Below are 17,979 nucleotides of genomic sequence, written 5' to 3' on the forward strand. Positions count from 1 at the left end.
CAGCTTCTCCGCACCGGCCCGTCCGGCCGGTGCCGCCCCCAGCGCCCTCCCCGTAACGACCGGTCTCAGCAGAAGGAACAGAGTTCATGAGTCTCCAGCCCGGCGATTCCCTCACTTCACACAATTTCGGCCTGCAGATCGACGGCGTCATGGTCGAGTACCTGCAGGAGGTCAACGGCCTGGACATGACGCAGGACGTCATCGAGTTCCAGCAGGTATCGGCCAACGGCCAGCCCGTCACCAAGAAACTGCCCGGCGTGAAGAAGGCGGGAGAGGCCACCGTCGTCCGCGGTATGACCCAGTCGTCGTCGTTCAACGACTGGATCAACGCCTCGGTGCGCGGCGACATGGGTTCGGCCCGCAAGAACGCCAGCATCCTGGTGATGGACTACCAGAACAACCCGGTGAAGCGGTACCACCTGCGCAACGCCTGGTGCAGCAAGGTGTCGGCCAGCACGGTGAAGGCCGGCGAGGCGTCCGCGCTGACCGAGAGCGTCACCATCACCTACGAAGAAATGATCATGGAGTAATGCGCCGGGGAGCGGCTGTCCAGCAGCCTGCCGGGAGCGCCGCCGTCACCGCCGATCGTACGGATCCGGCGCCGGCGGCCGCCCCGGCCGAACCGGCCCCGGTGCGCCGGGAGTTGCGCACCGAGTTCGCCTTCGAGCTGCCGCGCGGCTATGTCGACGAGTCGGGGACCGTGCACCGGGACGGCGTGATGCGGCTGGCCACCGCGCGGGACGAGCTGATCCCGCTGCGGGACGTACGGGTGCAGGAGAACCCGGCCTATCTGTCGGTGGTGCTGCTGGGCCGGGTGATCACCCGGCTGGGCAGCGTGCCGCATATGCACGACGGCGTGGTGGAGAACATGTTCGCCTCCGACCTCGCGTTCCTGCAGGACTTCTACCGTCAGGTCAATGCCGAGGGCCACACCAGGGCCGGGGTGACCTGTCCGCACTGCGAGCAGCCGTTCGAGGTCGAACTCGGCGGGAGCCGCCTGGGGGAATCGTGACGTACGCGACCGACCGTGTCCATGAGGAGATCGCGTACATCGCCTACCACTTCCACTGGAGCCTGGAGGACATCCTGGACCTCGAACACCGTGACCGCCGCCGGTACGCCGAGCAGATCGCCACGCTCGTGACGCGCGCGTCGGCCGATCGGTAGAGGCGGGACGACGGTCATGGGATTCCTCGATCGCTTGCGGGGGCGTACGGCTCCGGATTCGGCCCCCGGGGTGGTGGCTCCGGCCTCTGCGGCTCCGGCCTCCGGGGCTCCGGTCGCGGCGGAACCGGCCTCGGTGCGGCCGTCCCCCAGCGGGTGGCGGGAGCTGCCGCCGATCCAGCGCGCCGCCTCCGGTGTCGCCGGGCACGCGGTGGCGACCGCCGACTTCGGCTCCCGGCTGGCGACGTGGCAGAACCCCTCCTTCGGGAGGACGCTGTCGCATGCCGTCCTGGACGGCGCACCGGCCGGTCTGCTGCGCGACGCGCTGACGCCGACGGCCGCACCTTCGGGCGGCGGGCTCGGGCTGCCCGGACTGTCGCTTCCGGTCGCGGTGGTCGACGACAGCGTGGAACCGGCCGGCCCGGAGGGGCTGTCCGGCGCCTCGATGTCGGGCGCGCCGGGCCACTCGGTCCAGCGGACGGTCGCCGCCGCGCGAGCGACCGGGCCCCGGGTGGCGCCCGTGCGACCGGAATCGGGCCGCCGGCCCGCGCTGACCAGGTCGCCCGCACCGGCCGCCGTACAGCGCCGAGTCCTTCCGGCCGCGCCTCGCCGAGCACCGGCGAGTGAGGCTGCCGCGGGGGCGGGCGTGACCGGTGGTGCTGGTGACCCTGCTCGTGCACATGACGGTTCTCCTGCCGGCCCTCCCGCCGGTCCCCGTGCCGTTGACGGGCCACCCGGCGCCGACGTGGGCGGCCCGGTGGACCGACGGCCCTCGCCCCTGCGGCAGCAGACGAACTCCGATTCCCTGCGGGTCCAGCGGTCGGTGACGGCGGAACCTTCCGGCCGTGCGGCTTCGCCCGCCGGCGCCGACCGGCAGCCCGGAGCCGCGCCGGACAGCGCGCCGACGCGGCGTCCGGCGCCGCTGTCGGACACCCCGACCGGGCCCGTCGACTCGGCCCCGACGCCGGCACCCCTTCCGGTCGCGTCCCCGCGTCCGCAGGGCACCGGCTCGGTCCCCACCGACGCAACGAGTACGAGCACGGCGCCAGGACGTGCCGGTCTGGCAGGCAGTGCGCCGGGAAGTGTGACACCGCCGGGTGCCGATCGGGTGCAGCGGCGAGCGGCGCAGGGACCGCGCAGGTCGGTGGCCGGGCTCGGCGCCCCGCTGCCCGGTGGCAGACCGATCACCGGCACTTCCCCCGCACCGGGCACGGCTTCGGGAGCGGGGCGGCCCGTCGGCACCGGTACAGCCACCGGTGCGGCCGCACGAGGATCCGCGCTGGGACCTGCGGTGGCGGCCTCCGGTGGTTCGGCCGACGGTGGCAGCGCGAAGCCACCTTCCGCGCGGCCGGTGTCCGTGCAGCGTGCTGCCGCGTCAGGCCCGGGACGGGCCGCCGCACCCGGCGGTCCGGCGGGTCGTGGCAGCACGGAGCCAACTTCCGCCCGGCCTGGTGCTGCTGCCCCTGGGCTGGGCAGCCCCGTGGGCCCGAGTGCGCCCGCCCAGGGTTCGGCCCCGGAGCGGGCCGCTGCAGCGGGCGGCGCGGCGGATGACGTCACCGTGCCGCCGGCCTCCGCGGGCCCGGGTCTGCCTCCGCCGGTCCCGGCAGCGGGGCGTGCCCCCGCACCCGGCGTGACCGATGGTCCGGCGGTCGGCGGCGCCGTGCGGCCCGCGTCCGAACGGCCCGGCCGCGCGTCCGCGCCGACCCCCGTACAGACCCGTCGGGCGACTCCCGACTCGCCCTCGGCCCCTGCCCGGCGTCGCCCGCTGCTCGGCGCACCACTGGCCGGGCCACCGCCCGGGACGCGGGCACTTGACGGCATGCAGGCCGGCCCGACGCCCTTGCCGACCAAGGAGACCGGTGCCGAATCCCCGAAGCGGAAGACGCCCGCACCCGCGCCCGCGCCCGTCCTGGCCCGGCCTCCGGTGCCCGGCGCAGCGCCGCGCACCGGGCCGGGGCCGGTAGTGCAACGCGCGCCCGCGTCCGCCGTGCCCGGTCCGGGGGCTCCGACGAGCACCGGCTCGGCAGTGCGGGCAACCGCCGCTCCCGGTCGGTCCGGGCCTGTACTCCCAGCGCCGGTACGTCCGTTGGCCTCGGCGCGAGCGGTGCAGCCGCCGCCGTCGACGTCCGGCGCAGTACCGCCGCGTACCGCAGCGGATGCGGTGGCACTCCGCCCCGTCGCACCCGGGGCCGGGGAGCCTGACTCCGATGCGGGGGTCACACCACGTCGTGTCACCCGGCCCCGGCCTCCTGCGCGCCACGACAACGCGCAGCCGGCACAACCGAGTCCGCACGGGCAGCGGTCGGCGACCCCGGCCGCCGCCCCCGCGGTGCAGCGTCGTGCCGCACCCACGCCGGGGCACGGCACGGCGATGACGCCGTCGCCCGTATCGCCGCGGGCTCAGCAGGCTTCGCCGGAACCGCGGGCCGCACAGCCCGTGCCCGGTCAGGCCCCCGCCGCCGCACACGGAGGCGACCCGGTCAGGCGCGGGGCCGAGGGCCAACGGTTCCGGGGTGTCGCCGAGGCGTTCCCCGCGCTGCCCGTGCAACGTGCCGCGTCCGTACCCGGCGCGACCGCCGCACCCGCCGCCGCGCCGACCGCACCCGCCACTGCGACGACCGCACCCGCCACCGCGCCGACCGCACCCGCCACCACGACGGCCGCGCTCGCCACCCCCGTACCCCTGCGTGGCGCAGGGCGGCAGGACGCCCCCGTGGTGCCGATCCGGTCCGCCGGGTCACCGGCCGCCGCGGCCCCGGCCGCGCTGCCCGTGCAGCGGGCGCCCGGTACGCCGCCGCCCCCCGCGCTGGTGAAACCGTCCCGGCCCGCACCACCGCAGCTGTCCCCGGTCACCGCGCCGGCCGGTGGGGCGGGAGCAGGCGGGGGCGGGAGCGCGCAGCCACCCCCGTACACCGAGTACGCCGCGAGCCCCCCGCCGTACACCGCACCCGCCCGGCCGGCACCGCCGAGCCTCAACAACGGTCCGCGCTGCGACGGTTCGACGGAGGACACCGGCAGCCGGTTCGACGCGAGGGAGCTCTCCGACGGGCAGGTGGACGAGCTGACGCACCGGCTGATCGGCCCGATCACCCGGCTGCTCCGCACCGAGCTGCGGATGGACCGCGAACGGATCGGCAGACTCCGCGACCCCCGCCGCTGACCCTCACCGCCGAACCCCGCCGCCGGAACCCCGCAACAACGACACACCGCACCGCCCGCACCACTCGAACCGCCAAGGAAGGAAAGCCGCACCCGATGCCCCAGGACCTCGATCCCGGCTCCACCATCTTCTTCAGCCTGTCCATCGACGGCGAGAGCCTGGGCACGTTCAACGGATGCGAAGGGCTCTCCTCCCAGGTGGAGGTCGAGCAGCACCAGGAGGGCGGCAACAACGGCTTCGTGTGGCAGCTGCCGTCGCGGGTCACCTTCTCGAACATCACGCTGACCCGCCCGCTCACCCCGGACACCTCGAAGGTCGCGGCCTGGATCTCCTCCATCACCACCGGAGTGACCCGGCCCACCGCGCAGATCTCCGCACTGCGCGCGGACGGTTCGCTGGTCGCTCGCTGGGGGCTGATCGATGTGCTGCCGGTGAGCTGGCGCGGGCCTTCGCTGGACCCGGCGAGCCCCGCGGTGGCCGTCGAGACGCTGGAGATCACCCACCACGGCTTCACCGACGCGGGGGCGGCGTAAATGGCGATCAAGGGCGGTGGCAAGGGCGGCGGTGGCAAGGGTGGCGGTAAGGGCGCGGGCAAGAGCCTGGTGCGTGCCACGCTGGCCATCCACCAGCCGCCGGTCGGCTACAGCACCACGCCCGGTGGGCTGATCCGCACCTTCGACTTCGACTTCAACCCCTCCCAGCTGGCGCTGAGCCGTCGCGCGCAGTGGAAGACCACCCCCACCGCCGCGGTGCGCGACGGCGCGGTGCCGGAGTTCATGGGGCCCGAGCCCCGCGAGATGACGGTCGAGGTCTTCCTCGACTGCTCGGACAAGCCGGACAGCAACGTGGTGCGGAAGAACGTCGAAGCACTCTTCTCCTGCTGCGAGGTGACCTCCGCGAGCATCGCCGCCAAGCAGCCGTCGACCCCCTGGGTGGTCTTCCAGTGGGGTGCCTTCTCCACGGCTCGCTTCACCGCGTACGTCAGCTCGGTGGACGCCACCTACAGCCTGTTCTCCACCACCGGGGTGCCGATCCGCGCCACCTGCCAGGTGCATCTGCACGAGATCCCGAGCAAGACCGCCGGGCAGAACCCCACGTCCGGCGCGCTCACCGCCCGCCGGGTGCACCGGGTGGTGGCCGGTGACTCGCTGCAGTTCCTCGCCTGGCGGGAGTACGGCGACGCCACCGTCTGGCGCACCATCGCCGAGGCCAACGACATCGACGATCCCGCCCAGTTGAGCCCCGGCACCGAACTCATGCTTCCCGCCGCCGAAGAGGTCGGCCACTGATGACCCAGATCGGCTACTCCAACGTCCTGCACGTCACCATCGCCGGCAAACCGCTGACGCCGAGCCTGGCCACCCTGCTGGTGGCCGGCTGGGTCGACTTCGGGGCCGGGGTACCCGGCGCGTTCCAGCTCACCTTCCGCGACCCGAAGAGGAAGGTGCTCGCCGATTCCGGCGCCAAGATCGGCGCCGACGTGGTGCTGGCGCCGGTCGCCGACGGCAAGGGGGCCCAGTCCCCGCTGATCACCGGCGAGGTCACCGGCCTGGAGAGCGACTACGACGGCACCGGCACCTTCACCGTCGTACGCGGATACGACCTCGGGCATCGCATGCTGCGCCAGCGCCGGGTCCTCGCGCACACCAAGGTGACCGCGTCGGACATCGCCAGGAAGCTCGCGGCCAGGGACAAGGTCCCGGTCGGCACCATCGACCGGACCAGGACCGTCTACGACTTCATCTCCCAGGCCAACGTCACCGACTGGGACTTCCTTGGCCGGCTCGCCGACGAGAACGAGATGGTGATGTCCATCGACTCGAAGGGCAAGTTCCAGTTCGTCACCGCCGACCCGGCGTCCGGCGCGCCGCCGGTGAGCACCCCGAGCGAGAAGAGCCCGCTGGTCCTGGAGGCGGGCGTCGACATCCTGCGCTGCCGGGCCGCCGTCACCTCCGCCGACCAGGTGAGCAGGGTCGATGTGCGCGGCTGGGACGTGGCGAAGAAACAGGACCTGAAGGAGAGCTCACCGGCCGCGAAGAACCCCGGTTACGAGATCGGCACCACCCCGGCGAAGGCCGTCAGTGCCTTCGGCACCGCCACCCTCGTCGAGACCGACACCCCCTACGACAGCGCGCCGCAGGCGAAGAAGGCCGCCGCCGCGCTGGCCGACGACGTGACCGCGGCCTTCGCGGAGCTGGAGGTGACCGTACGCGGAAACCCCAAGCTGCGGCCCGGTGTTCCGGTTGCCCTCTCGGACGTCGGTGAGCCGTTCGAGGGCAAATACACGGTGACCGCCGCCCGGCACACCTTCGGCGACGGCCGGCACTACGAGACCTTCCTGACCGTCAGCGGGCGGCAGTGGCGCTCGCTGTACGGGCTGGCGTCGGGCGGCGCCGGCAGCTCGGTCAGGCTGCCTGGGGTGGCGAACGCGGTGGTCACGGACATCAACGACCCGAAGAAGCAGGGCCGGGTGAAGCTGCGGTTTCCCTGGCTCGACGACCAGTACGTCAGCGACTGGACCCGTACCGTGCAGTTCGGCGGGGTGGGCGGCGGCGGGGTGATCGCGCCCGACGTCAAGGACGAGGTGCTGGTGGGTTTCGACCGCGGCGCCCTGGACCACCCCTTCGTCATCGGCGGCCTCTACAACGGCAAGGACGTCCCCGGCAAAGTGGATGTCCCGCTGACCGATCCCACCCGGGGGACGACCGTGCGCCGTACGCTGGCGGATCGCAGCGGCGACCGCCTCGACCTGCTCGACCAGCGGGTCGGGAAGCGGGGCGTGCGGCTCAGCTCCGGCGACAACAAACTGACCATCACGCTGGACCGGGCCAAGACCGAGATCACGGTCGACAGCCGGGGCAGCGTCAGCATCCACGGCTCGACGTCGGTCTCCGTCGACGCCGGCCGGGACCTGTCGCTCAGCGCCCGCGGCAAGGTGTCCATCAAAAGCGGCGGACTCCTGGACATCCAGGGCAGGTCCATCACCGCCAGAGCCACCGGCGGCGTGTTCAACATCAACGCGATGGGCCTGCTGTCGGTGAAGGCCGAGGGCGCGATGAGCCTCAGCGCGCTGGGCGCGCTGGCCCTCAACGCGGTCGGCGCCGTGAGCATCTCGGCCGGCGCCACCGCGCAGATCCAGGCCGCCGCCGAACTCGGCATCAAGGCGCTGAAGGTGGACCTGCTCGGCCTGGTCCAGGCCAACGGAATGCCGGTGGTGTGATGGCTGAGCAATTCGTCGGTACCGGCTGGGCGTTCCCGCTGCGGATCGGCCCCACCGGCGGTATCGCCATGGTCAGCGGCGAGCGCGAGGTCGAGGAGGCCATCCGGCTCGTCCTGGCCACCGCGCCGGGGGAGCGGCCGATGCGCCCCGACTTCGGCTGCGCCATCCACGACATGGTCTTCGCCCCCGTCAACGAGGCGACGGCCGGCCGGATCCAGCACGAGGTGTACGTCAGCCTGGACCGCTGGGAGCCGCGCATCGAGGTGGAGGACGTGGAGGTGACCGCGGGGGACCAGCAGGGCGTGCTCTTCATCGACGTCCGCTATTCGGTCCGCGGCACCAACAACCCGCGCAGCCTGGTCTTCCCGTTCTACGTCATCCCCTCCCACGACGAGCCGTCCCCGAACTCCGGGCCGGCCACCGAAAGCGACCACTGATGGCACTCCCCTCCCCCAACCTCGACGACCGCCGCTTCCAGCAGTTCGTCGACGACGCCAAGCGCTACATCCAGCAGCGCGCCCCGGAGTGGACGGACCACAACGTGTCCGACCCGGGTGTCACCCTGGTCGAGACCGTCGCGCACATGGCCGACCAGGTCGTGTACCGGCTGAACCGGGTGCCGGAGAAGAACCACCTGGCCTTCCTCGACCTGATCGGCATCACCCTCTTCCCGCCGTCCGCGGCGCGCACCGATGTCACCTTCTGGCTGTCCGCGCCGATGGACGAGGCGGTGCTGCTGCCCACCGGCACCGAGGTCTCCACGCTGCGCACCGAGAGCGAGGAGGCGGTCGTCTTCGCCACCGAGCGGGATCTGACCGTGGTCTCCTGCGAGTTGGCGTATCTCGTCGTCCAGCGCAACGGCGAGGCCGCCGTCGACCGGACGGTGGACCTCGGCGAGGGCAAGGACCTGCTCTGCTTCGCCGAATCGCCCCAGCCGGGCGACTGCATGCTGCTCGGGCTCACCGCGGCCGTCCCGCACTGCGCGGTGGTCCTCGGCCTGGACAGCCAGGTCGACGGTGTCGGTGTGGACCCCAGGCAGCCGCCGCTGGTCTGGGAGGCATGGACCGAGGACGGCTGGCGCGCCTGCGAGGTCGACCGGGACGGCACCGGCGGCCTCAACCGCCCCGGGGAGGTGGTCCTGCACGTCCCCGGCGGCCACACCCGTTCGCGTACCGGGCGCCGGGAGGCGGGCTGGCTGCGCTGCCGGGTCACCGCCCCGGAGACGGGCCAGCCCTTCTACACCACCTCGCCCACCGTGCGGTCGGCCGAGGCGTTCACCATCGGTGGCACCACCGGCGTCGTACACGCCGAGACGGTGCGCGACGAGGCGCTCGGCGAGTCGACCGGGCTGCCCGGCCAGCGGCTGCGGCTCGCGGTCGCCCCGGTGGTCGGTGACGTCCCGCCGCTGCACCTCCAGGTCGCCGAGCGCGACGGCTGGACCGACTGGGACGTCGTCCCGCACTTCGCCGCTTCCGGCCCGCAGGACCGGCATCTCACCCTCGACGCGGCCACCGGCGAGATCGCCTTCGGCCCGGCCGTACGCGAACCCGACGGCACCCTGCGCCAGTACGGGGCGGTGCCGCCCAAGGGTGCGGTCATCCGCGCCCGCCGCTACCGCACCGGCGGCGGCCGGGCCGGCAACGTCGCCCGGGGCGCCGTCCAGGTGCTGCGCAACTCGATCCCGTACGTCGCGGAGGTCGTCAACCGGGAGGCGGCCAGGGGCGGGGTGGACGGCGAGACGGTCGCCGAGGCGAAGGCCCGAGCGCCCATCACCCTGCGCGCCCAGGACCGGGCGGTGACCCTGCGCGACTACGAGGAGCTGGCCCGGCGCGCCGCCCCGGAGACCGCCCGCATCACCTGCATCGAGGGCGACCCCGACCAGCACGGCGCCCATGCCGTACGGGTACTGGTCGTGCCGCAGGCGGTGCCCGACCCGGGCGGGTGGCTGCGCTTCGAGCAACTAGTCCCCGGGGACGCCCTGCTGGACCGGATCACCCGGTATCTCGACGCGCGGCGGCTGCTCGGCACCCGGCTGGCGGTGGGGCCGCCGTTCTACCAGGGCGTCACCGTCGTCGCGACGCTGCACGCCTTTCGCGGCGCCGACACCGACCTGGTCAGGCGGCAGGCCCATGAGGCCCTCTACCGCCACCTCGACCCGCTGACCGGTGGCGTGCACGGCAAGGGGTGGCCGTTCGGGCGGCCGGTGCAGTCCGGCGAGGTCTTCGCGGTCCTCCAGCGGGTGCCCGGGGTGGAGTTGGTCGACGAGGTGCTGCTGCACCCGGCCGACCCGCTGACCGGCAAACGCGGCGACCCGACCGAACGCATCGACCTGGAACCGCCGGCCCTGGTGTTCTCCTACGACCACCGGGTCCGGGTCATCGGGGACGGCTCATGAGGGGCTCGGTCGACGGCCTCGGCTCGTCCGCGCCGCTCGGCATGATGCTGCCCGCCGTCTTCGCCGACGACGACCTGGCCCAGCGGTTCGTCGCCGGGCTCGATGAGGTCCTGGCCCCGATCCACAACGTGCTGGACTGCCTCGACGCGTACTTCACCCCCTCACTGGCACCGGCCGACTTCACCCGCTGGCTCGGCGACTGGGTCGGCGCGGAGACCGACGTGGCGGACCGGCCCGGCCTCGACGACGACGGCGACGCCGTGCTCCGTACGGCGGTGGCAGCGGCCGCGCATCTGCACCGGATCCGCGGCACCCGCCGGGGCCTCGAGGAAGCGATCCGGCTCGCCTTCGGCGTCGATCCGGAGATCACCGAGAGCGGCGCCGCCGGCTGGGACGCCAGGCCGCTCGGCCCGGTCCCCGGTGACCGGCGGCCGCACCTGCACGTCTCCCTGGCCCTGTCCGACCCCGGCCCCACCGACCAGCACCGGCTGGAAAGCCTGGTGGCGGCCGCCCGCCCCGCCCACATGCCCTACACGGTCCAGGTGACCGCGGCCGAAAGGACACCCGGCAGATGACCACCGAGACCCCCGGCGCCGAGCCGGGCCGCAGGATCCCGCAGGCCTCGGCCTGCGCGGAGTGCGGTACCCCCGCCGTCCCCGGTCACTCCTTCTGCGACGGTTGCGGCGCGGTGCTCCGGTGGAGCCCGGGCGGACGTACGGCGGCCGCCGCCGAGCCGGCCGCTGCCGTCACCCCGGGAGGCGCCGCTGCCTCCGGCGGGGCGCCGGACGGGTCGGCCGGTTCGCCGCACGCCCCGGCCGCCGGTGCCCCGGTGCCCGCCGGGCCCGCGCCTGCGGACGGGCCGCCCCGCGGGCCCGAGTGGTCGGGCAGCCCCGCCGGCTACGACAGGGGAGCGGAGGACGACACCGAACCACTGCCCCCTGTCACCGACGGGGGCCGGGCTCCCGACCCTGGCCGGAGCCCTGACCCGGGCCTGGCTCCCGACCCGGGCCGGATCCCTGTCGTGGACCCGGCTCCTGATGTGGAACGGGAGAGGGCCAGAGCCCTGCTGGTCCCGGTCGCGGACCCGGAGCAGCGGGCTCCCGAGGCACCGTCGGTCGCCCCCGTACTGCCGGGCCGCCCGGTCGCCGCGCGTCCGCAGGTCCAGCAGCCCGGCCAGGAACCCGACGACGGAGGCGGCGCCCCCTGCCCCTGGTGCGGTACGGGCAACCGGCCCGACCGGCACTTCTGCCGCCGCTGCGGCATGACCATGGCCGGCCGTCCGGCGGACCCGGCCAGGCTCCCGTGGTGGCGACGGCTCGGCATCGGCAACCGGGCCGTGCCCTGGGCCGGCGAGCGGCCCCGGCTGCGCCGCGGCCTGGGCCGCGTCCTCACCTGGGTGGCGGGCGCCGCTGCGCTCGCGCTCGTCATCGTCGCCGCGTTCCAGGTGGGCCCGGCGAGCCACGCCGTCCGCGACCACTTCTCGAAGCGCGCCCCCGTCGCGCCCGACTCCGAACGGGCGTCCCGGTCCTTCGGCGGACACGGCGCCGACAAGGCCTTCGACAAGTTCAACAACACCTGGTGGGGCCCCGGCGTCACGGAGTCCGGCGACGGCGAATGGGTCGAGGCCCGCTTCCTGCAGCCCACCCGGCTACTGGACGTCGTCATCACCTCGGGCATCTCCACCCAGCCCAGCGACCTCTCCAAGGCCGCCCTCCCGCACCGCATCGAGGCCCGGATCACCAACGCCGACGGGCACACCACCACCCGCTATCTCACCCTCGACCAGGCCAGCGGACCGCAAACCCGCTCCTTCCGCGTCGGCGCGGCCACCGCGGTGCGCTTCATCATCCGCTCCGCCTACGGCGCATCGTCGAAGAACCAGGTCTCCATCGCCGAGATCGAACTCTTCGGACGCTCCAGCGCGTCGAACTCCTGACGCCGAACCGGTGAGGGGGCGACCACCACGTCAGCCTCGCGACGCCCGGGACACCCAGCCCCGTTCGTACGCGTGCCAGCCCAGTTGCAGCCGGGTGGTCGCCCCGGTCAGCTCCATCAGCCCCTTCACCCGCCGCTGTACCGTCCGCAGTCCCAGCTCCAGCTGTTTCGCGACGCTCGCGTCGGTCAGGCCGGCCAGCAGCAGAGAGAGGATCTCCAGGTCCGTCGGATCGGGCCCGATGGTCTCCTCTTTCATCCGGCCGTTCTCGCCGAGCCGGAGAGGCATGGCCTCGCGCCACACCGCCTCGAAGAGCCCCATCAGCGACTCCAGCAGCCCGGAGGCGTGAACCACCAGGGCGGCGGGCTCGGCGTCGCGTCCGGTCAGCGGCACCATCGCCAGGGTGGCGTCGGCGACGACCAGCTTGGTGGGCACCCGGTCGACGACCCGGCACTGCTCGTCGCGGCTCAGTGCGGCCGAGAGCTCGAGGATTCCCGAGGGCAAGGACAGCGCCTCGCGCTCGATCACCACCCGGAACGAGACGCCGCGCGATGCGGCCTGCTCCTCCGACTCGTTCTCCAGCCCGCTGACCGCGATCGGCTTGCCGGTGACCAGGGCGCACACCTCTCTGGCCGCCCCCAGCTGCAACTGGTGGAAGCGGTGCGCCACCGCACTCGCGCCGGTGACCACCTCGACCAGATCGTGCACCGGCGGCTCGGTGGCCTCCGCCCGGTACTCCTCGGCGAGCAGCGCCGCCGCGAGCTCCGCCCGGTCCAGCTCATGGCGCTGCTGCGTCAGCAACGCCCCCAACGCCACCCCCGGCGGGGCCGCCACCCAACGTCCGGTGCGGGCCGACGACTGGGCGGCGAGCCCATGTTGTTCCAGCCTGCGCAACGCCCGTTCGGTGTTCGACTCGGGAAGGGCCAGCCGGTGCGCGAGATCGGATACCTCCGCCGCCCCCACCGCCACGAGCGCGCGGTACGCCGACTCCTGCGTCTCGTCGAGGCCTATGGCTCCCAGCACCCCTGGGCCCCCTTTCACCCTGCCGTAGTCTCCGGGCGCCCGGTCGTGGCGGAAAGCGGTCGCGGCACAAACCCGCCGCGCACATCATCCCTTTACCGCCCGTCGCTCTGTCAATGTGACGCCACTGCAATACCGACAACATCCGGAATATTTCGGGTTGTTCAGGGGTGTTCCGGTTTTACTTGGGGAGAGCGATGCGTCCGATATCGCGTACGGCACTGGGGGCGGCCGTCGCCGTCGCCCTGACCGTCACCGCGATCGCACCGTCCGTGGCAGCGCCACCGGACGTCACGACCGCGAAGAGACCACTCACCGGCAGTGCGGCCGCCGCCGCCGAGCAGAGCAAGCCGGTCACCGTCACCCTGGTCACCGGCGACAAAGTCCTGGTGAGCAGGGACAGTTCGGGGGCCGCTTCGGCCACCGCGCTGCCGCGCGAGGACGGCACCGTCCCCCTCGTACAGACCCGGCGGTCCGGCAAGGACCTCTACGTCTACCCCGACACCGCCACCGACGCGCTGGCCGCCGGCACGGTCGACGAGGAACTCTTCAACGTCACCGGGCTGATCCGCCAGGGCTACGACGACGCGAGCAGCAAGTCGCTGCCGCTGATCGCGGTCTACGGCAAGAACGCGGCCCGCTCCGCGCCCGCCACCCCGCGCGGCGCCGAGCGCGGACTCGCGCTCAACGCCATCGGCGGCGTCGCGCTCAAGGCCGACAAGGCAAAAGCGACCGACTTCTGGTCGGACGTCACCAACACCCGGTCCCGTTCGGCCTCCGGTCTGAAGAAGCTCTGGCTCGACCGAAAGGTCCAGGCCACCCTGCACGAGTCGAATCGGCAGATCGGCGCCGACCTGGCCTGGGCCGCCGGATACGACGGCAAGGGCACCAAGGTCGCCGTCCTCGACACCGGTGTCGACGCCGAACACCCCGACCTCAAGGGCCGGATCACCGCGTCGAAGAATTTCACCGACTCCGACACCATGAACGACCTCCAGGGCCACGGCACCCACACCATCTCCACCGTCGGCGGTTCCGGCGCGGCCGGCCATGGCAAGGAGAAGGGCGTCGCCCCCGGCACCGACCTGCTGGCCGGCAAGGTCCTCAACGACAGCGGCTCCGGCGCCGAGTCGTGGATCATCGCCGGTATGCAGTGGGCCGTCGACCAGAAGGCCGACGTCGTCTCCATGAGCCTCGGCAGCCCGATGCCGACCGACTGCACCGACCCGATGAGCGTCGCCGCCGAGGAACTCGCCCGCGGCGAACACACCTTGTTCGTCGTCGCGGCCGGCAACTCCGGCCCGACGCTGAACACCGTCTCCTCGCCCGGCTGCGCCCCGAGCGTACTGACCGTGGGCGCCGTCGACCACGACGACTCCACGGCCCAGTTCTCCAGCCGTGGACCCGTGATCGGTTCGCACACCCTCAAGCCCGAGATCGCCGCCCCCGGCGTCGACATCCTGGCCGCCTCGGCCGGTGGCCGCGGGGTGTACGCGTACCGCACGATGTCCGGTACGTCGATGGCCACCCCGCAAGTGGCCGGCGCCGCAGCCATCGTGAAGCAGCGTCACCCGGGCTGGACCGCGCAGCAGATCAAGGCGGCGCTCGTCTCGTCCGCGAAGAGCGACATCCCCGGCGACGTGCGCGAGACCGGCGGTGGCCGCCTCGATGTGAAGGCAGCCATCGACACCACCGTCGTCGGCTCCCCCGCCGTCCAGGGCGGTACCTTCAACTGGCCGCAGGACAGGACCGACCGCACCACGGTCGACGTCCCCTACACCAACTCCGGCAGCAAACCGGTGAAGCTGTCGCTGAAGGTCGACGGCGTCACCGGTAACGACGGCTCGGCCGTCCGCTCCCCGGTCGCCGACCTCGATGCGAGGACCGTCACCGTTCCGGCCGGAGCCACCGTCGCGGTCCCGCTGAAGATCGACCCGACCGCGAAGCTCAAGGCCGCCCAGTACGGAGATGTCACCGGACGGGTGCTCGCCACCGGCCCCGACGGCGTCAAGGTCTCCACGCCGTTCTCGCTGTACGTCGGCGCGGAGACCGTCACCCTGCGGGTGAAGCTCGTCGACCGCACCGGCAAGCCCGCCGCGGGCTCCTCTTCGCTCGACATCATCGGCACCGACGACGCCAGCGGTGAGCGCCGCTTCAACGACGGAGCCACCGACCAGATCTACCGGGTGCGTCCCGGCGCCTACTTCGTCTCCAGTTTCATCACCTCGCCGGACCCGGAGGACGCCACCGGCAAGCTGGTCGAGTCCGTGGGATACCTCGCCCGGCCGCAACTGAACCTCACCAAGGACACCACGCTGGTCCTGGACGCCCGCACAGCCCACCGGATCCGGGTACGGACCGAGGACCGCGCGAGCGAGAACCGCTCCACGACGCTCTCCTTCGGACGCAGCTGGGACGATGTCTGGCTGGATTCGGGCTCCGTCACCGGCGGCCCCATCGTCAAGAACTACCTGGCCGATGTGCGGGGCAAGGCACGGGACGGTGACTTCGAGTTCGCCAGTTTCTGGCGCGCGTACGCCCCGCTGATCGAGAAACTGTCGGTCGTCGGCGGCGCGGAACTGCACCCGGTGGTGGCGAGCACCGGCTCGGTCAACCTCGACGGCAGCGGCGAAGCCGCACTCGTCGACGCGGGCACCGGCACCCCCGACGAGCTGCGGGCCGCCGGCGTCTCGGGCAAGGTCGCCCTGGTCGGGGTGGCCGACGACGGCTCCGTGATCACCCAGGCACGGGACGCCAAGGCAGCCGGCGCGAGGGCGGTCATCGCCTACCGGCCGTCCGCCGGCCGGTGGCAGCCGTCCGTCGGCTACGGCACGGCGCCGCTGCCCTCGCTGGGCGTCGAGGCCGGCGAGGCCGGCGCCCTGAAGGCGGCGCTGGCCGACGGACCGGTGAAGCTGCGCTGGAAGGCCACCGCCGCCAGCCCGTTCGTCTACAACCTGGCCTTCCCCGAGACCCGCCCGATCACCTCGGACCGCACCTACCGGGTCCGGGACAGCAAGCTCGGCAGGTCCACCGCCACCTACGAGGCGATGGGCGTCGCAGCCGACTACTCCGACACGATGATCATCAACCGGCCGTACGGCGGCAGCTTCTCCGCGGGCCTCGACACGGTCGCCGTCCCCGGGAAGCGCACCGAGTACTACTCGGCGGACGACACCGCCTGGCAGCGGTACGTCTCCTCCAGCTTCCCCTGGGGCGAGAGCATGACCGACCAGCCCCGCACCTACACGTCGCACACGAAGCGTACGGAGAACTGGTACCGGGGCATCCTGGTCCCGGCCGCTCCGCGGGACGCCGCGGGCAAGGTGCAACTCGCCGCCGAACGGCAGGGCAACCTGATCGGTGTCGCCCCCGGCTTCTGGAGCGACACGGAACACCTCGGCCTCCAGGGTTCCTTCGGAGATATCGGCACCATGCGGCTGACCAGCGGCGGTGACGTACTGGGCGAGTCCGGCTGGCCGTCCGGGGTGTTCACCGTCCCGGCCGGAGACGCCGCGTACGAGCTCACCATGACCACCTCCAAGATCGGACAGCCCGCAACCGTGTGGAAGCGGTCCACCCGGACCGAGACCACCTGGAAGTTCCGCTCGAAGCGGGAGGAGAACGTGTACTCCCAGGGGATTCCGCTGCTCTTCCCGGGCTACGACCTGAACACCGACGGGCTCAAGACCCTGCCGGCGAAGGACGGCCAGAAGATCGGCCTGAGCGTCAGCGGCCACGCCGGCTACCCGCCCGGCAAGCTGGTCGCGGCCAAAGTCTCGTACTCGTACGACGGCGGCCGAACCTGGACCCCGGCCACCACCGCGCAGCAGGGCGGTCACTGGACCGCGACCGTGAACCACGCGGGCGCGGCCGGCCGGCCGGTCACTCTGCGGACCGAACTGACGGATGCCAACGGCAACGCCGTCAGCCAGACCGTGAACGACGCATACGCCGTGCGCTGATCACGCCCTGACCGGTCCGCCGGGCGTCCTTCCCGTGGGGGGTGGGTTCGCCCGGCGGACCTGTGTCACGACGCGTGTCCCGTACTAGAGCGTGCCCAGCTTCAGCAGCGAGAGCAGCGCGATGAGCTGGATCGACGAGGCCGCCAGCGCCCGGGGCCAGGCCAGGTCGTGCGACTTGCTCACCATCGAGGTGAAGAGCGCGCCCGCGGCGAGCCAGGTCACCCAGCCGAGGATCTGGACGAAGCCGTTCTCCCCGCCGAGGAAGACCGCGAAAAGCAACCGCGGGGCATCCGTGATGGACATGATCAGCATGGACAGGCCCACGGTCGGCTGCCAGGCGCCGTCCCCGCCGAGCTGCCGGGCCAGTGTGTGGGTCACCGCGCCCAGCAGCAGACCGCCGATGACGAAGGCCACACCGGTCGTCAGGACGTAAGGAATGGCGCTGGCCATCGTCGCGTGAACGGTGTCCGCGCGGGCCTGGTCGAAGCCGAAGAGGGCGAGCATGCCGTAGACGAAGGTGACGATCAGCGCCGGACCCCAGACGGCGTGGTCGCGCATCTGCCAGAAGGTCGGCCCCGGCCGCATCACCATGCCGCGCAGCAGGTCCCGCCAGGGCAGCCGCGGGCCCGCCGGCGGCCCGCTGTTCTGCCCCGCGCGGTAGGTGTTGCCCGCGCCGTACGGGTCCTCGTCGATGCGGAAGGCCTGGGTGTGACCCGGGCTGTTCGCGCGGCCGGCGCTGTTGGCATACGGGTCGGCGGCCGGTCGGCCGCCGTAACCGCCGGGCGCGCCCGGCCGGCCCTGCTGGTACGGCTCGTCGAAGTACTCCGGCTCCCCGTACGGCTGCTGGGCCTGCGGCGGCCACTGGTGCTGCTGCGGCGCACGCTGCGGTTGCGCAGGTCGGCTGCCGTACGGCGGAGGCGGTGCCTGCCTGCCGTACGGCTGCTGCTGCGGTTGCTGTTGCGACGTGCGGTTGTCCCGGCCGCGTCCGATCCTGAATCCAGCCACCCATCGAACGTACCCGGTCCGGCAGGGCGGGGTGCCGGGCCGGTGGGAACGGGCCGGGCTTTGCTGCCGAGCTGTGACATCCCCTAGGTGAGACCCGTCAGGGTCCGGTCAGGTGATCCG

The 17,979-nt window shown here is 72.9% G+C and carries 14 protein-coding genes; 12 read left to right on the forward strand and 2 right to left on the reverse strand.

Annotation, left to right across the window (positions count from 1 at the left end; genetic code table 11):
- Positions 1-86: 86 nt before the first annotated feature.
- The 11 genes from AB0436_RS10165 (at position 87) to AB0436_RS10215 (ending at position 11,875) form a co-directional block, all read left to right on the forward strand.
- On the forward strand, positions 87-530 hold the full coding sequence (locus AB0436_RS10165) for a phage tail protein (protein WP_365853489.1): 444 nt from the start codon (positions 87-89) through the stop codon (positions 528-530).
- Positions 530-1,012: a hypothetical protein gene (locus AB0436_RS10170; protein WP_366467282.1), complete on the forward strand. Its 483-nt coding sequence runs from the start codon at positions 530-532 to the stop codon at positions 1,010-1,012. The genes AB0436_RS10165 and AB0436_RS10170 overlap by 1 nt, the downstream gene beginning before the upstream one ends.
- Positions 1,009-1,167 carry a DUF6760 family protein gene (locus AB0436_RS10175; RefSeq protein WP_366467283.1) on the forward strand — a complete coding sequence of 53 codons (159 nt, stop codon included), beginning with the start codon at positions 1,009-1,011 and terminating at the stop codon, positions 1,165-1,167. Before AB0436_RS10170 ends, AB0436_RS10175 begins: the two co-directional genes overlap by 4 nt.
- A 2,368-nt stretch (positions 1,168-3,535) precedes the next feature.
- Positions 3,536-4,324, forward strand: coding sequence for a hypothetical protein (locus AB0436_RS10180; RefSeq protein WP_366467284.1), 789 nt, complete (start codon positions 3,536-3,538; stop codon positions 4,322-4,324).
- A 95-nt stretch (positions 4,325-4,419) separates the two neighbouring features.
- Complete coding sequence (locus tag AB0436_RS10185; RefSeq protein WP_366467285.1) at positions 4,420-4,857, forward strand: phage tail protein; 438 nt, start codon at positions 4,420-4,422, stop codon at positions 4,855-4,857.
- A complete protein-coding gene (locus AB0436_RS10190; protein ID WP_366467286.1) occupies positions 4,858-5,613 on the forward strand; it encodes a LysM peptidoglycan-binding domain-containing protein in 756 nt (251 codons plus the stop codon).
- Positions 5,613-7,544, forward strand: a complete 1,932-nt coding sequence (locus AB0436_RS10195) for a VgrG-related protein (RefSeq protein ID WP_366467287.1) — start codon at positions 5,613-5,615, stop codon at positions 7,542-7,544. Before AB0436_RS10190 ends, AB0436_RS10195 begins: the two co-directional genes overlap by 1 nt.
- Complete coding sequence (locus tag AB0436_RS10200; protein WP_365853473.1) at positions 7,544-7,981, forward strand: GPW/gp25 family protein; 438 nt, start codon at positions 7,544-7,546, stop codon at positions 7,979-7,981. Before AB0436_RS10195 ends, AB0436_RS10200 begins: the two co-directional genes overlap by 1 nt.
- On the forward strand, positions 7,981-9,939 hold the full coding sequence (locus tag AB0436_RS10205) for a putative baseplate assembly protein (RefSeq protein WP_366467289.1): 1,959 nt from the start codon (positions 7,981-7,983) through the stop codon (positions 9,937-9,939). The genes AB0436_RS10200 and AB0436_RS10205 overlap by 1 nt, the downstream gene beginning before the upstream one ends.
- Positions 9,936-10,514, forward strand: coding sequence for a phage tail protein (locus AB0436_RS10210; protein WP_366467290.1), 579 nt, complete (start codon positions 9,936-9,938; stop codon positions 10,512-10,514). The genes AB0436_RS10205 and AB0436_RS10210 overlap by 4 nt, the downstream gene beginning before the upstream one ends.
- Positions 10,511-11,875 (forward strand): zinc ribbon domain-containing protein, encoded by a 1,365-nt coding sequence (locus tag AB0436_RS10215; protein WP_366467291.1) that lies wholly within the window; start codon positions 10,511-10,513, stop codon positions 11,873-11,875. The genes AB0436_RS10210 and AB0436_RS10215 overlap by 4 nt, the downstream gene beginning before the upstream one ends.
- Before the next feature lie 30 nt (positions 11,876-11,905).
- Here the strand turns inward: AB0436_RS10215 and AB0436_RS10220 are convergent, their stop codons facing one another.
- Positions 11,906-12,895: a helix-turn-helix domain-containing protein gene (locus AB0436_RS10220; RefSeq protein ID WP_366467292.1), complete on the reverse strand. Its 990-nt coding sequence runs from the start codon at positions 12,893-12,895 to the stop codon at positions 11,906-11,908.
- 194 nt (positions 12,896-13,089) lie between these two features.
- On the opposite strand from AB0436_RS10220, the gene AB0436_RS10225 reads away from it, so the two are divergent.
- A complete protein-coding gene (locus AB0436_RS10225; protein ID WP_366467293.1) occupies positions 13,090-16,854 on the forward strand; it encodes a S8 family serine peptidase in 3,765 nt (1,254 codons plus the stop codon).
- 84 nt (positions 16,855-16,938) lie between these two features.
- On the opposite strand, the gene AB0436_RS10230 is transcribed toward AB0436_RS10225, so the two are convergent.
- Positions 16,939-17,859, reverse strand: a complete 921-nt coding sequence (locus AB0436_RS10230) for a YIP1 family protein (protein ID WP_366467294.1) — start codon at positions 17,857-17,859, stop codon at positions 16,939-16,941.
- Between the last annotated feature and the right edge of the window lie 120 nt (positions 17,860-17,979).

The organism is Streptomyces sp. NPDC051322, from assembly GCF_040689485.1.
Classification (GTDB): Bacteria; Actinomycetota; Actinomycetes; order Streptomycetales; family Streptomycetaceae; genus Streptomyces.